The sequence below is a fragment of the Mesorhizobium sp. M1E.F.Ca.ET.063.01.1.1 genome (assembly GCF_003998155.1).
Lineage (GTDB): Bacteria > Pseudomonadota > Alphaproteobacteria > Rhizobiales > Rhizobiaceae > Mesorhizobium.
This window is the reverse complement of sequence record NZ_RZSC01000081.1, coordinates 1-14,995: the sequence shown is the minus strand read 5'-3', so window position 1 is coordinate 14,995 and position 14,995 is coordinate 1. Positions and strand designations below refer to the sequence as shown.

Genomic DNA, 14,995 nt, shown 5'->3' with positions numbered 1-14,995 from the left:
GCTTCCGCCGGCGGGATTTCGAGAGGTGTCGGCGTCTCGGCTGGAACCTCGCTCGGTGGCGTCGGCACTTCGACGGGCGCCGGTTCCGGCAGCCTTTCCGGTCGCGACGGCACGATGTCCGGCTCGGTCGGGGCGGGCGGCGGCACTTCCTGCGGTTTCGGCTCGGGCGCAGGGCCCGGTATGGGCTCGGCCGGCGGCACCGGCACTTCTTCCGGCGCCGGCGGCTCGGGTGTCTCCGGAGCCGGTTGCGGTTCTTCTTCCGGCTTGGGCTCGGGCAGCGGTTCCGGCTCGGACGGAATGACGGGCTCCGGCGCGGGCGGGATGGCCGGAGCAGGCTCGGGTTTCGGCTCCTCGGGCGCCGGTTGAGGCGTGGGTGCCGGTTCGAGCGCTGACCCTACCTCCCCCTCGATGGGGGAGGTCCCGAGCGCAGCTCGGGGGTGACTGGCGCCGGCGTCGGCGCTTTCACCCCGCCCCGCCACTTCGTGGCGACCCTCCCCATCGAGGGGAGGGTAGGGCGCAGGCTCCTGCTCCGGCGCAGCCTGCTCGGCTTCCGGTTTCAGCGCCTCCAGCGCGTCCCATTTGATCGGCGGCAGGGGCGCGGTCTCGTCGATACGCTCCTCGACGACCTCTTTCTTGCCGAACGAAAATATCTTCTTGAAGAAACCAGCCATGCTTCTCGCAGTCTCAGGCGGCTTGGGCGGCAAGCGGGGCCGCGATCAGGCGGGTGCCGTCATGGCCGGTGACAACAGCCTCGACGATCTCGCCCGGCTGGCCAGCGGCAATCGCGGCAAGCGTGAAGCCTTCGGTGCGACCGAGCCCGTCGCGCTCGACCAGGATTGACTGGCGGGTGCCGGCAAGGGACGCCAGATGACGGCGATAGGCGGCCTCGCCGGCGGCGCGCAGCCTTGCGGCGCGCTGCTTGACCACCTCGCGGCGGACCTGCGGCATGCGTGCGGCGGGCGTGCCCTCGCGCGGGCTGAACGGGAAGACGTGGAGGTGCGTGAGGCCGCACTCCTCGACAATCTTTTCCGAGTTCTCGAACATCGCCTCGGTCTCGGTCGGGAAGCCGGCGATGATGTCGGCGCCGAAGACGATGCCGGGGCGGAGCTTGCGCACGTCCTCGCAGAAGCGGATCGACTGGTCGCGCGAATGCCGGCGCTTCATGCGCTTCAGGATCATGTCGTCGCCCGACTGCAGCGACAGATGCAGATGCGGCATCAGCCTCGGCTCGGTGGCAATGGCGTCGAGCAGGTCGTCGTCGGCCTCGATGGAATCGATCGAGGAGAGCCTGAGCCGCTTCACCTGCGGCACCTGGCGCAGGATCGTCTTCACCAGCCTGCCGAGCTTCGGGCTGCTGGGCAGATCGGCGCCGAAACTGGTCATGTCGACGCCGGTGAGCACGATCTCGGCATAACCATTATCGGCCAGACGCTTCACCTGTTCGACCACGGCGCCCATCGGCACCGAGCGCGAATTGCCGCGGCCGTACGGGATGATGCAGAAGGTGCAGCGATGGTCGCAGCCGTTCTGCACCTGGACGAAAGCGCGCGCCCGGCCTTCGATAGCGTCGACCATGTGGCTCGCCGTCTCGCGCACCGAGAAGATGTCGTTGACGCGCGCCTTCTCGGTGTCGTTGACGCCGAAATCGGGCAGCGCGCGGTAGGAGTTCGCCTTGAGCTTCTCTTCATTGCCGAGCACGAGGTCGACCTCGTCCATGGCGGCGAAGTTCTGCGGCTCGGTCTGCGCCGCGCAGCCGGTGACGATGATGCGCGCCTCAGGGTTCTCGCGGCGGGCCTTGCGGATCGCCTGCTTGGCCTGGCGCACCGCTTCTGCGGTGACGGCGCAAGTGTTGAAGATGACGGCGCCGCCTGGGAGCGCTCCGAGGCCGGCGCTTTCGGCCTCGCGGCGCATCACTTCCGATTCATAGGTGTTGAGGCGGCAGCCGAACGTGACCACGTCAATGCCCGTGGCGATGGGCCCTTCGGCCGCCGGACCTTTGGCAAGAGCGGACATCACGCGGCGCTTTCGGTGTCGCGTGCCCAGGCGCCGGTCGAGGGGTCGAAGCTGCCGGAGAATTCCCATTCGGCGGCGCCCGTGAGGATGACGTGATCGTCGTCGCGCCACTCGACATTGAGCTCGCCGCCGCCGGGCGTCATCAGCGAGACGCTGCGGCCGGTGCGCTTGGTGCGGGCAGCCGCCACCACGGCGGCGCAGGCCGCCGAGCCGCAGGCCTTGGTGAGGCCGGCGCCGCGCTCCCAGGTGCGGATGATCATCGTCTCAGGCGAAGTCACCTGAGCGATGGTGATGTTGGCGCGCTCGGGAAAGATCGGATGGTTTTCGAGCAGCGGGCCGAAGCGGTCCAACTCGTAGGACCAGACGTCGCGGTCGACCCAGAAGATGGCGTGCGGGTTGCCCATCGACACGACCGAAGGCGAGTGCAGCACCGGCGCATCGATCGGGCCGATCTGCAATTCGATCATGCGCGTGTCGCGGAACTCTTCCGCCAGCGGGATCTCCTGCCAGCCGAAGCGCGGCTTGCCCATGTCGACCGAGATCGTCCCGTCTGCATGTTCCTTGGCGTTGAGGATGCCGGCGCGGGTCTCGAAGGTGAAGATCTTCTGTCCGGTCTCGGCGGCTAGAGCCTGCACCACGCAGCGCATGCCGTTGCCGCAGGCCTGCGCCCCGGTGCCGTCCGAATTCAAGATGTCGACATAGTAGGCGGTGCCAGCCGTCCGCGCATCGTGGATCGCCATGATCTGGTCGAACTTCGTCGCCGCATCGGCGTTGAGCGCGATGGCCGCGGCGGCCGTCACCCTGTCGGCACGGCCGCGCATGTCGGCAACGATGATCTCGTTGCCGATGCCGTTCATCTTGGCGAAGGGGGCAGTGCCTGCCATCTTTCCCGTCATTTCCGCGTCCGTTTGGCGCTATATGGCGGAAACGGGCGGGAATTACCAGTCCGGCGCGCCAGCGACGACCAAGAGGTCGCGCTGCGACGACCAAGAGGTCGCGCTTAGGTTACCGCGAAGACGCCGAGCACGATCAGCAGGAAGATGATCAGCACGATGCCGATCAGGATGCGCGCGCCCAAGGCGGCAGCGCCGGCCAGCGCCGGCATGCCGAGCAGGCTCGCGGCCGCGGCGACAATCAGAAGAATGATGATCCACTTGATCATGAGACGGGCTCCCTGCCGAATTGTGTCAAGGAAGCAACGCGGCTTTGCGCTTCAGGTTCCGCGACCTAGGCCGACGGCACGTCCCACACTTCGCCCGGACGCATGGCGCGGAAACGCTCGTGCGAAAAGCCTTCGGCCGCCAATGCCTCGGCCAGCCTTTGCGCCGGCTCGTCGATCGGCTCGTCGGTGAGCTGGAAGGTGCCCCAGTGGCAGCCGGCGGCGTGGGCGGCGTTGCACAGCTTCATGCCCTGCACGGCTTCCTCCGGGTTCTGATGCTGCGGCGCCATGAACCAGCGCGGCTCGTAGGCGCCGATCGGCAGGATGGCCAGCCGAAAGCCGCCGTGTTTTTCCGCCATCAGCCGGTAGTTGGTCCCGCCATGGAAGCCGGTGTCGCCGGCGAAATAGACCTTGCCGCCCGCCGTCTCGATCACGAAGCCCGCCCACAGCGCCATGCGGCGGTCGCGCGCCCCGCGCGCCGACCAGTGATGCGCCGGCTCGATATGGATGACGGCGCCGTTGCCGACCTCGATCCTGTCGCCCCAGTCATGCGCCGTGAGCCTGATGCCGGGCACGGCGCTGCCGATGATGGCGTCGTTGCCGAGCGGCGTGACCACCAATGGATCATGGCCGTGCTTCAACCGCCGCAGCGTGGCGAGGTCGAGATGGTCGTAGTGGTTGTGGCTGACCAATACGAGATCGAGCGGCGGCAGGTCGGAGAAGGCAATGCCTGGCGCATTGACCCGTTTCGGGCCGGCGAAGGCGAAGGGCGAGGCGCGCTCGGACCAGACCGGGTCGATCAGAATGTTCAATCCGGCGGTCTGGACGAGCAGCGAGGCGTGGCCGACCATGATGAGCCGCAGCATCTTGCCTTCGACGCGTCTGTCCGGCTTCGCTTGCGGATAAGGGCTTGGATGGGCCGCCGGCCATTTCGAGCGCCCGCCGTTCAATTGCCATTTGAGAAGATCGGCGAAGCGCCCGGGCGGCTTGCCGTCGGGATTGAAGAACAGGGCGCCGTCGAAATGGTCGCTGGGCGGGCCGCTGTAATAGCGGTTGGCTGCTCTCTTTCCGGCGGCCATCGTCTCTCCCGTCCGCTCTGTTCCACTTCCCAGAAATAAGGTCGCGGCCGACTGGCGCAAGCATTTCGCTGGCGAATGCCAAGGGCCGGGGGCCGGCCTCGTATAGGGTCGGTGGCGTGGAAGGGACAACGCCGTGGCAAAGAAACGAACCAAGACGCCGTGGATGAAGGCCGAGGATTTCGGCCGCTCGCTGCCGCGTGGGGTGGGCGTGAACCTCTTGGTCACCGACATGGCGGCGATGGAGGCCTTCTGCCGCGACGTGCTCGGCGCCGAAATCATCTATGCCGACGAGGATTTCGCGGCGATCGCGCTGCTGGGCTCGATCTTCATGCTGCATGCCGACCATAGCTTTCTCGACAATCCGATGACCGGCGTCATCGCCGGTGCCGAGACGCGCGGCGCCGGCATCGAATTGCGCCTTTATGGCGCCGATCCGGACGCGGTGGAGAAAAAGGCGGCGGCACTCGGCCACATCGTGCTTGCCGGCTCGATCGACAAGCCGCATGGCTTGCGCGAATGCCACATCGTCGGCCCGGACGGCTATGTCTTCGTGCCCTGCGCGCGCCTGCAAGCCTGAAATTTCAATATGTTACGACCCAGACTCCCGGCGTGACCCGGGCGCCCGACGCCTTGCGATAAATTTGCAACACCAGTTCCGAAAACCCTATTTTAACCATATCGGGTTGAAATTCTGCCACCTTCGCCATCTTGGTGAAGCAGGTGTTTTACGCGGACGGCGCCCCCCACCGGATCCGACGGAGGTTGGAATGACTTTTTCGATGACCCGCACTTTTTCGAAAACGGGCCTTTTGGCCGTATCGCTGGCCGCGCTCGTCGCGAGCGGCTGCTCGACCTCGCGGTTCTCGTCGATGGACGACCAGCAGCCGGCGCCGCTGACGCCGGCGCCCTCCGGCACGGTGACGCAGAACCAACTGCCACCACCGGCCGCCCCCGGCACCACCGATCCATCGCAGTTTCCGACGGCGCCGGCGAACAACCAGGTCGCCTCGCTGCCGCCGAATGGCGCGGCGCCCGCGGGCGCCGCGGACCTGACCGCGGCCAGCGTCGCCGGCGTCTGGAACGTCAACGTCTCCGGCCAGAGCTGCAAGGTGGCCACGCCGCAGACCAAGTTCGGCGCCGGCTATCGCGCCGGGCCGCTGCACTGCCCGGCTCCGGTCGACGGCATCAAGTCATGGAACGTCGCCGGCAAGCAGCTGACGCTCTATGACGAAAACGGCGGCGCGCTGGCCAGGCTCTATTCCTCCGGCGGCGAAAAGTTCGACGGCCAGACTTCCAATGGGCAGCCGATCTCGCTTACAAGGTAAGGGTGTGCTGATATTCAGGTGATGCCGGCCTGCGAACGGCGGCTTCCGGCCTTCGCCGGCCGAAGCACTTATGACTGGCGCGGAAGTCAAATTGAGGCTATGGCCGGCGTAGGCCGGTGCTCACGTACTTTAAGTACGCTCCGCTCCGGTTCTCGTAAGCCACCATTCTCGGCTCGGCCTGACCTGAATCTCAGCACACCTTGTCGCCCTCTTTAGAGCATTCTGCTCAATATAAATGACGTGACCTATGCATCTGCGTGACGGCCTCCAGACCCATGTGACCGTCAAGCAGCGCTACGACCATCTTGTCGAGACGGGCACGACCGAGCGCGACCCGGCGCAGGAGCGCATCGTCGCCGCGCTCGACCGCCTGACCGACGAGATTTCCGCGAAACGGCTGGCGCAGAAATCCAGCTCGCTGGGCTGGCTGTTCGCGCGCAAAAAGCAGCCGCGCGAGGTGGTGAAGGGCCTCTACATCTATGGCGGCGTCGGGCGTGGCAAGACCATGCTGATGGACATGTTCTTCGAGCTCTTGCCGGTCAGGCGCAAGCGCCGCGTCCATTTCAACGATTTCATGGCCGACGTGCAGGACCGCATCCAGAAGCACCGGGCGGCGCGCAAGAATGGCGACGTCAAGGAGGACGATCCGATCCCGCCGGTGGCGCGCGCGCTGGCCGACGAAGCCTGGGTGCTGTGCTTCGACGAGTTCTCCGTCACCGACATCGCCGACGCGATGATCCTGTCGCGGCTGTTCTCGGCGCTGTTTTCCAACGGCGTCGTGCTGGTCGCCACCTCCAACGTGGCGCCGGAGAACCTTTATCGCGACGGGCTGAACCGGCAGCTCTTCCTGCCTTTCATCGGCCTGCTCGAACGCAATACGCATGTGCTGACGCTCGATGCCGAGAAGGACTACCGGCAGGAAAAGCTCAGCCGCCTGCCGGTCTATGTCACGCCGGCCGATGAGGCGGCCGACCGCGCGCTCGACGAGGCCTGGGAGGCGATGACGCAAGGCATGCCGTCGGCAGAGGTGACGATCACGCTGAAAGGGCGGCACCTGGTCGTGCCGCGCGCCGCAGGCGATGCCGCCCGCTTTTCCTTTACCGACCTCTGCGAGAAGCCGCACGGCGCGCGCGACTATCTGGCGATCGCCGGCCGTTTCTCGACCGTCTTCATAGATCATGTGCCGGTGCTCGGCGAAGGCAAGCGCAACGAGGCCAAACGCTTCATCCTGCTCATCGACACGCTCTACGACCATCGCATGCGGCTGGTGATGAGCGCAGCCGCCCAGCCCTCCGAGCTCTACACCGCCAAGCGCGGCACGGAAGTGTTCGAATTCGAGCGCACCGCCTCGCGGCTGATCGAGATGCAGAGCCACGACTGGCTGGAAGGCTGGGCGGAGCGGCGGCAGGTCGAGGCGCCGGCAGAGGCTCGGCAGGCGTGAGGGTAGGGATATTGTTTCGCTACCCTCCTGCATCGCAGGAGATTGGCGAAACCCGGCGCGACGGCCGATCTCCCTCCTTGAGGGGGAGATGGCCGGCAGGCCAGAGGGGGTCGGTTCGACCGGGCTCGACGCAGACCGCGTCGGCGCTTCACGCGCGGTGACCCCCTCTGTCGCCTTTGGCGACATCTCCCCCTCGAGGGGGGAGATTTGGCGCCCGCATCACAAGGGCGTCATCGCCGGGATGAAGCCTTCTGATTTCGACGTCCATCGTGTAAGTTCTCCTCAGTCGGCTCAAAAACTTTGACGTTTACGTAATTCCCAAACCATCTAACCGATTGAAAACACTAGGGTCAAAATAATCGTTTGAATTTTTTGCACACCGGAGCTATTCGGTGCGGCGAAATCTCGCGGGTCCTCGCAGCATTCCAGCCTCCTCGACGCCGTCATCAAGTCTGCAAGGATTTGGGGCACGGTCACACACAAAGGGAAACCATCCTGACATGGCACGCAACAAGATAGCGCTCATCGGCTCGGGCATGATCGGCGGCACGCTCGCCCATATGATCGGCCTCAAGGATCTCGGCGACGTGGTGCTGTTCGATATCGCCGAGGGCATTCCGCAGGGCAAGGGCCTCGACATCGCCCAGTCCTCGCCGGTCGACGGGTTCGACGCCAGGCTGACCGGCGTCAACGACTATGCCGGCATCGAGGGCGCGGATGTGTGCATCGTCACCGCCGGCGTGCCGCGCAAGCCGGGCATGAGCCGCGACGACCTCTTGGGCATCAACCTCAAGGTCATGGAACAGGTCGGTGCGGGCCTGAAGAAATACGCGCCGAAGGCTTTCGTCATCTGCATAACCAATCCGCTCGACGCCATGGTCTGGGCGCTGCAGAAATTCTCCGGCCTGCCGACCAGCCATGTCGTCGGCATGGCCGGCGTGCTCGACAGCGCCCGCTTCCGCTATTTCCTGGCCGAAGAGTTCAAGGTCTCGGTCGAGGACGTCACCGCCTTCGTGCTCGGCGGCCACGGCGACAGCATGGTGCCTATGATCCGCTATTCGACGGTGGCGGGCATCCCGCTGCCTGACCTCGTCAAGATGGGCTGGACCTCGAAGGAGAAGCTCGACCAGATCGTGCAGCGCACCCGCGACGGCGGCGCCGAGATCGTCGGCCTCTTGAAGACCGGCTCGGCCTATTACGCGCCGGCGGCCTCGGCGATCGCCATGGCCGAATCCTATCTCAAGGACAAGAAGCGCGTGCTGCCCTGCGCGGCGCACCTTTCCGGCCAATATGGCGTCAAGAACACCTATGTCGGCGTTCCGGTGGTGATCGGCGCCGGCGGCGTCGAGCGCGTCATTGAGATCGACCTCGCCAAGGCCGAACAGAAGATGTTCGACAATTCGGTGGCGGCCGTGCAGGGCCTGACCGAGGCCTGCACCAAGATCGCCCCGCATCTCGCCGGCAAGTAATCGTCCTCCCCGGAGACCAAGCGCATGAACATTCATGAATATCAGGCCAAGGCGCTGCTGAAGTCGTTCGGCGCGCCGGTAGCGGACGGCGTTCCGGTGTTCAAGGCAAGCGAGGCGGAAGCCGCCGCCAAGGCGCTGCCCGGCCCGCTCTATGTGGTGAAGAGCCAGATCCATGCCGGCGGCCGCGGCAAGGGCAAGTTCAAGGAACTCGGCCCCGACGCCAAGGGCGGCGTGCGCCTGGCGAAGTCGGCGGCAGAGGTCGTCGCCAACGCCAACGAGATGCTCGGCCACACGCTGGTCACCAAGCAGACCGGACCGTCCGGCAAGCAGGTCAACCGCCTCTATATCGAAGACGGCGCCGACATCGAGCGCGAGCTCTATCTGTCGATCCTGGTCGACCGTTCGGTCGGCCGCATCGCCTTCGTCGTCTCGACCGAGGGCGGCATGGACATCGAGGCGGTCGCGCATGACACGCCGGAAAAGATCCTCACCGTCGCCATCGACCCGGAGAAGGGTGTCTCGGCGGATGACGTGAAGAAGCTCAACGCCGCGCTGAAGCTCGACGGCGATGCGGCACAAGACGGCGGCACGCTGTTCCCGATCCTCTACAAGGCCTTCGTCGAGAAGGACATGAGCCTGCTCGAGGTCAACCCGCTGATCGTCATGAAGAACGGCCATCTGCGCGTGCTCGACGCCAAAGTGTCGTTCGACAACAACGCGCTCTTCCGCCATCCGGACGTGATGGAGTTGCGCGACACCACCGAAGAGGACGAGAAGGAGATCGAGGCGTCGAAATACGACCTCGCCTATGTCGCGCTCGACGGCAATATCGGCTGCATGGTCAATGGCGCCGGCCTCGCCATGGCGACGATGGACATCATCAAGCTCTACGGCGCCGAGCCGGCCAACTTCCTTGATGTCGGCGGCGGCGCCTCCAAGGAGAAGGTCACGGCGGCGTTCAAGATCATCACCAAGGATCCGGCGGTCGAAGGCATCCTGATCAACATCTTCGGCGGCATCATGAAGTGCGACGTCATCGCTGAAGGCGTGATCGCCGCGGTCAAGGAAGTCGGGCTGAAGGTGCCGCTGGTCGTGCGGCTGGAAGGCACCAATGCCGAGCTCGGCAAGAAGATCATCAACGACAGCGGCCTCAACGTCGTGTCGGCCGACGACCTCGACGACGCGGCCAAGAAGATCGTCAAGGCGGTGAAGGGCTGAGCGGATGCCTCCGCGCAAGATAAACCTGGTCGAGGCGGCGGACGCGAAGATCGCCAAGGTCTTCGATCCGCACATTGCCGGCGATGTCAATGACAGCCAGGCCAAGGTCGCGAAGTTCGGCGAGGTGTTCGACTGGCACGCGCATGACAACGAGGACGAAGCCTTCCTCGTGCTGCGCGGCCGCATCGCCATCGACTTCCGCGACGGGCCGGTCGAGCTCGGCGAGGGCGATTTCATCGTCGTGCCGCGCGGCGTCGAGCACCGGCCGCGTTCACTCACTGCCGAGCCGGTGGTGCTGATGTTCGAGCCGGCGACGACGCTCAACACCGGCAACGCCAAGAGTGACCTCACCGTCACCGATCTGAAGCGGCTCTGACCATGAACGCGGCGCCTTTCTCCTCCCTCTCGGCCGATCACCAGCGCCTGCAGGCGCTGGTCGGCGCGTGGCGCGGCGAGGAAGAGGTGGCTGCCACGCAATGGACCGATGCCGGCGCGGCGACTTCGGAAGTGCTGGCGGAAGCGCAGTTCGGCGGCCTGTTCGTGGTGCAGCGCTATCGCCAGCGCCGCGACGGCACGGTTTCGTTCGGCGCGCACAATGTGTTCGGCTTCGACCAGCAGAACAGCCTCGTCACCATGCACCAGTTCGATTCCATGGGGTTTGTGCCGATGTTGCCGGCCACAGGCACGTGGAACGGGGGCGGGCTGGTTCTGGAACGGTCGTCGCCGCGCGGCGCCGCGCGCGTGACTTACAGTTTTGACGATACTGATACCTACCGCATGCGATTGCAGTTCAAGCCCGCCGGCAGCGATGCCTGGCAAGACATGGTGAGCGGGCTCTACCGGCGCGTTTCGCCTTCCTCGATCAACGGTTTTTAGAAAAGGGCCGCGATGTCCATTCTCGTCGACAAGAACACCAAGGTGCTGGTTCAAGGCCTGACCGGCAAGACCGGCACGTTCCACACCGAGCAGGCGCTGGCCTATCACGGCACCAAGATGGTTGGCGGCATCCATCCGAAGAAGGGCGGCGAGACCTGGACCGGCTCGAAGGGCGAGGGCCTGCCGATCTTCGCCACAGTCGCCGAGGGCAAGGAAAAGACCGGCGCCAACGCCTCCGTCGTCTATGTGCCGCCGGCGGGCGCGGCCGAAGCCATTCTCGAGGCGATCGAGGCCGAGATCCCGCTCATCGTCTGCATCACCGAGGGCATCCCGGTGATGGACATGGTCAAGGTCAAGGCGCGGCTCGACCGCTCGAAGTCGCGGCTGATCGGCCCGAACTGCCCGGGCGTGCTGACGCCCGACGAATGCAAGATCGGCATCATGCCCGGCAACATCTTCCGCAAGGGCTCGGTCGGCGTTGTTTCCCGCTCGGGAACGCTTACCTATGAGGCGGTCTTCCAGACCAGCAATGTCGGCCTCGGCCAGACCACCGCTGTCGGCATCGGCGGCGACCCGGTCAAGGGCACCGAGTTCATCGACGTGCTGGAGATGTTCCTCGCCGACGACGAGACCAAGTCGATCATCATGATCGGCGAGATCGGCGGCTCGGCCGAGGAAGACGCCGCGCAGTTCTTGAAGGACGAGGCCAAGCGCGGCCGCAAGAAACCGATGGCGGGCTTCATCGCCGGGCGCACGGCGCCGGCCGGCCGCACCATGGGCCATGCGGGTGCGGTGATCTCGGGCGGCAAGGGCGGCGCGGAAGACAAGATTGCGGCGATGGAATCGGCCGGCATCAAGGTCTCACCGTCGCCGGCTCGGCTGGGCACGACGCTGGTCGAGGCGATCAAGGGTTAAGGCAGTAGTGAGTAGGGCAGTAGTCAGTAGTGAAAAGGGACGAACGGGTGAGTAGCAGCTGAGCGGGGACTTCCACCTTCTACTCACTACTGACTACTCACTATTCCCCTCGAAAGGAGACGGAGCCAGGCTCCGCAGACGAAAATGGCAAGACAAGATCAGGCCAACGACCAATTCTCGCTCACCTCGTTCCTCTATGGCGGCAATGCCGATTACATCGACGCGCTCTATGCCGCCTATGAGGATAATCCGGCCTCCGTCGATCCGGAGTGGCAGGATTTCTTCGCGGCGCTGAAGGACGACGCCGGCGATGTGCGCAAGAACGCCAAGGGCGCTTCCTGGGCGAGGCCTTCCTGGCCGATGCAGGCCAATGGCGAGCTGGTCTCGGCGCTCGACGGCAATTGGGGCCTGATCGAGAAGCACATCGAAAAGAAGGTGAAGGACAAGGCGGTCGTCAACGGCGCGGTCCTTTCCGACGCCGACGTGCACCAGGCGACGCGCGATTCCGTGCGCGCCATCATGATGATCCGCGCCTTCCGCATGCGCGGCCATCTGCACGCCAATCTCGACCCGCTCGGCATCGCCAATCCGCTCGAGGATTATAACGAGCTGTCGCCGGAGAACTACGGCTTCACCGAAGCCGACTACGACCGGCCGATCTTCCTCGACAATGTGCTCGGGCTCGAGTTCGGCACCATCCGGCAGATGCTGGATATCCTCACCCGCACCTATTGCTCGACGCTCGGCGTCGAGTTCATGCACATCTCCGATCCGGAAGAGAAGGCCTGGATCCAGGCGCGCATCGAGGGCGCCGACAAGGAGATCACCTTCACCGCCACCGGCAAGAAGGCGATCCTGTCGAAGCTGGTCGAGGCGGAAGGCTTCGAACAGTATATCGACGTCAAGTACAAGGGCACCAAGCGCTTCGGCCTCGACGGCGGCGAGTCGCTGATCCCGGCGCTGGAGCAGATCATCAAGCGCGGCGGCCAGCTCGGCCTGAAGGAGGCCGTGCTCGGCATGGCGCATCGCGGGCGCCTCAACGTGCTTTCCCAGGTGATGGCCAAGCCGCACCGCGCCATCTTCCACGAGTTCAAGGGCGGCTCGGCCGCGCCCGACGACGTCGAGGGCTCGGGCGACGTGAAGTACCATCTCGGCGCCTCGTCGGACCGCGAGTTCGACGGCAACAAGGTGCACCTGTCGCTGACGGCCAACCCCTCGCATCTGGAAATCGTCGACCCTGTCGTGATGGGCAAGGCGCGCGCCAAGCAGGACCAGCTCGCCGGGCGCGAGCGCGGCGAGATCGTGCCGCTTTCCGAACGCGCCAAGGTGATGCCGCTGCTGCTCCACGGCGACGCTGCGTTTGCCGGCCAGGGCGTGATCGCGGAGATGTTCGGGCTGTCCGGCCTGCGCGGCCATCGCGTCGCCGGCACGCTGCATTTCATCATCAACAACCAGATCGGCTTCACCACCAATCCGCGCTTCTCGCGCTCGTCGCCCTATCCGTCGGATGTGGCCAAGATGATCGAGGCGCCGATCTTCCACGTCAACGGCGACGATCCGGAAGCGGTGGTGCATGCCGCGAAGGTCGCGACCGAGTTCCGCATGAAGTTCCACAAGCCGGTGGTGGTGGACATGTTCTGCTATCGCCGCTTCGGCCACAACGAGGGCGATGAACCGGCCTTCACGCAGCCGATCATGTACCGCAGCATCCGCACCCATAAGACGGTGGTGCAGGTCTACGCCGACAGGCTGATCGCCGAAGGCCACATCACCCAGGCCGAGGTCGACAAGATGCGGGCCGACTGGCGCGCGCATCTGGAGCAGGAATTTGAAGTCGGCCAGTCCTACAAGCCGAACAAGGCCGACTGGCTGGACGGTGCCTGGTCTGGCCTGCGCACCGCAGACAACCAGGACGAACAGCGGCGCGGCAAGACAGCCGTGCCGGTGCGCACGCTGAAGGAGATCGGCAAGAAGCTGACCGAGGTGCCGAAGGATTTCGAGGCGCACAAGACAATCCTGCGCTTCCTCGACAACCGCCGCCAGGCGATCGAATCCGGCGAAGGCATCGACTGGTCGACGGCCGAGGCGCTGGCCTTCGGCGCCATCCTGCTCGACGGCAATCCGATCCGGCTGTCCGGCCAGGATTCGGAGCGCGGCACCTTCTCGCAGCGCCATTCCGTGCTCTACGACCAGCGCGACGAAAACCGCTACATCCCGCTCAACAATCTGTCGGCGGCGCAAGCCGGCTACGAAGTCATCAACTCGATGCTGTCGGAAGAGGCGGTGCTCGGCTTCGAATATGGCTACAGCCTGGCCGAGCCGAAGGCGCTGACGCTCTGGGAAGCGCAGTTCGGCGATTTCGCCAACGGCGCCCAGGTGGTGTTCGACCAGTTCATCTCCTCTGGCGAGCGCAAGTGGCTGCGCATGTCGGGTCTGGTCTGCCTCTTGCCGCACGGCTATGAGGGCCAGGGGCCGGAACACTCATCGGCGCGCCTCGAGCGCTTCCTGCAGCTCTGCGCCGAGGACAACATGCAGGTGGCGAACGTCACCACGCCGGCCAACTATTTCCACATCCTGCGCCGGCAGTTGAAGCGCGACTTCCGCAAGCCGCTGATCCTGATGACGCCGAAGTCGCTGCTGCGCCACAAGCGGGCAGTGTCGACGCTTCCGGAAATGTCGGGCGAAAGCTCGTTCCACCGGCTTTTGTGGGACGATGCGCAGCTGTTGCCCAATCAGCCGATCAAGCTGGTGAAGGACTCAAAAATCCGCCGCGTCGTGCTCTGCTCGGGCAAGGTCTATTACGACCTCTACGAGGAGCGCGAGAAGCGCGGCATCAACGACATCTACCTGCTGCGCGTCGAACAGCTCTATCCGTTCCCGGCCAAGGCGCTGATCACGGAACTGTCGCGCTTCCGCAATGCCGAGATGGTGTGGTGCCAGGAGGAGCCCAAGAACATGGGCGCCTGGTCGTTCATCGACCCCTATCTCGAATGGGTGCTGGCGCATATCGACGCCAAGCATCAGCGGGTGCGCTACACCGGCCGGCCTGCCTCGGCCTCGCCGGCGACAGGGTTGATGTCGAAGCACCTCAGCCAACTCGCCGCCCTGCTCGACGACGCGCTGGGTGAATAGGCAGAGCGGACGAAACAGACCTCAAGAAGAGAAAAGAACGGACAGGCACAATGGCTACCGAAATCCGCGTCCCCGCACTCGGCGAATCCGTCACCGAGGCGACCGTCGGCAAGTGGTTCAAGAAGGTCGGCGACGCGATCGCCGCCGACGAGCCGCTGGTCGAGCTCGAAACCGACAAGGTGACGGTGGAGGTGCCTGCCGCGGGTGCCGGAACGCTTGCCGAGATTGCCGTCAAGGAAGGCGAGACGGTCAATGTCGGCGCGCTGCTCGGTTCGATTTCGGCTGGCGGCGGCGCCGCCGCGCCGGCAACCAAGCCGCAGGCGGTGGCGCAGGCCTCGAGCCCGGACGCCGCGTCCACGGTCAAGCAG

At 65.2% G+C, this 14,995-nt stretch carries 14 protein-coding genes and 1 pseudogene; 10 read left to right on the top strand and 5 right to left on the bottom strand.

The genetic code is table 11. The features are described from left to right. The 5 genes and pseudogenes from EOA29_RS09470 to EOA29_RS09450 form a co-directional block, all read right to left on the bottom strand. A pseudogene (locus tag EOA29_RS09470) lies at positions 1 to 671 on the bottom strand (signal recognition particle-docking protein FtsY); the annotation flags it as partial. A gap of 13 nt (positions 672 to 684) precedes the next feature. After that, on the bottom strand, positions 685 to 2,013 hold the full coding sequence (gene mtaB / locus EOA29_RS09465; protein ID WP_126091182.1) for a tRNA (N(6)-L-threonylcarbamoyladenosine(37)-C(2))-methylthiotransferase MtaB: 1,329 nt from the start codon (positions 2,011 to 2,013) through the stop codon (positions 685 to 687). Continuing rightward, positions 2,013 to 2,897 carry a diaminopimelate epimerase gene (gene dapF, locus EOA29_RS09460; protein ID WP_126095699.1) on the bottom strand — a complete coding sequence of 295 codons (885 nt, stop codon included), beginning with the start codon at positions 2,895 to 2,897 and terminating at the stop codon, positions 2,013 to 2,015. The genes mtaB and dapF overlap by 1 nt, the downstream gene beginning before the upstream one ends. A gap of 116 nt (positions 2,898 to 3,013) precedes the next feature. After that, complete coding sequence (locus tag EOA29_RS09455; RefSeq protein ID WP_082296467.1) at positions 3,014 to 3,175, bottom strand: DUF1328 domain-containing protein; 162 nt, start codon at positions 3,173 to 3,175, stop codon at positions 3,014 to 3,016. A 65-nt stretch (positions 3,176 to 3,240) separates the two neighbouring features. Continuing rightward, on the bottom strand, positions 3,241 to 4,251 hold the full coding sequence (locus tag EOA29_RS09450; RefSeq protein WP_126091183.1) for an MBL fold metallo-hydrolase: 1,011 nt from the start codon (positions 4,249 to 4,251) through the stop codon (positions 3,241 to 3,243). Positions 4,252 to 4,384: 133 nt separating this feature from the next. Between EOA29_RS09450 and EOA29_RS09445 the strand changes: the two genes are divergently transcribed. The 10 genes from EOA29_RS09445 to EOA29_RS09400 all read left to right on the top strand — a co-directional run. Further along, on the top strand, positions 4,385 to 4,828 hold the full coding sequence (locus tag EOA29_RS09445) for a hypothetical protein (protein WP_245464842.1): 444 nt from the start codon (positions 4,385 to 4,387) through the stop codon (positions 4,826 to 4,828). Positions 4,829 to 5,018: 190 nt separating this feature from the next. Next, entirely contained in the window at positions 5,019 to 5,576 is a 558-nt protein-coding gene (locus EOA29_RS09440; RefSeq protein ID WP_245464843.1) for a protease inhibitor Inh/omp19 family protein, read from the top strand. Positions 5,577 to 5,823: 247 nt separating this feature from the next. Further along, complete coding sequence (zapE, locus tag EOA29_RS09435; protein ID WP_127220817.1) at positions 5,824 to 7,017, top strand: cell division protein ZapE; 1,194 nt, start codon at positions 5,824 to 5,826, stop codon at positions 7,015 to 7,017. Between the two features lie 500 nt (positions 7,018 to 7,517). Continuing rightward, entirely contained in the window at positions 7,518 to 8,486 is a 969-nt protein-coding gene (gene mdh / locus EOA29_RS09430; protein WP_126091185.1) for a malate dehydrogenase, read from the top strand. A 24-nt stretch (positions 8,487 to 8,510) separates the two neighbouring features. Beyond that, on the top strand, positions 8,511 to 9,704 hold the full coding sequence (gene sucC / locus EOA29_RS09425; RefSeq protein ID WP_126091186.1) for an ADP-forming succinate--CoA ligase subunit beta: 1,194 nt from the start codon (positions 8,511 to 8,513) through the stop codon (positions 9,702 to 9,704). Positions 9,705 to 9,708: 4 nt separating this feature from the next. After that, on the top strand, positions 9,709 to 10,080 hold the full coding sequence (locus EOA29_RS09420) for a cupin domain-containing protein (RefSeq protein WP_126091187.1): 372 nt from the start codon (positions 9,709 to 9,711) through the stop codon (positions 10,078 to 10,080). Between the two features lie 2 nt (positions 10,081 to 10,082). Continuing rightward, positions 10,083 to 10,580, top strand: a complete 498-nt coding sequence (locus EOA29_RS09415; protein WP_126091188.1) for a DUF1579 family protein — start codon at positions 10,083 to 10,085, stop codon at positions 10,578 to 10,580. A gap of 12 nt (positions 10,581 to 10,592) precedes the next feature. After that, entirely contained in the window at positions 10,593 to 11,495 is a 903-nt protein-coding gene (gene sucD, locus EOA29_RS09410) for a succinate--CoA ligase subunit alpha (protein ID WP_126091189.1), read from the top strand. Between the two features lie 144 nt (positions 11,496 to 11,639). Next, on the top strand, positions 11,640 to 14,627 hold the full coding sequence (locus tag EOA29_RS09405; RefSeq protein ID WP_126091190.1) for a 2-oxoglutarate dehydrogenase E1 component: 2,988 nt from the start codon (positions 11,640 to 11,642) through the stop codon (positions 14,625 to 14,627). Between the two features lie 50 nt (positions 14,628 to 14,677). Continuing rightward, positions 14,678 to 14,995, top strand: a 318-nt coding sequence (locus tag EOA29_RS09400; protein WP_348628869.1) for a biotin/lipoyl-containing protein, incomplete at its 3' end; no start/stop codon positions are given.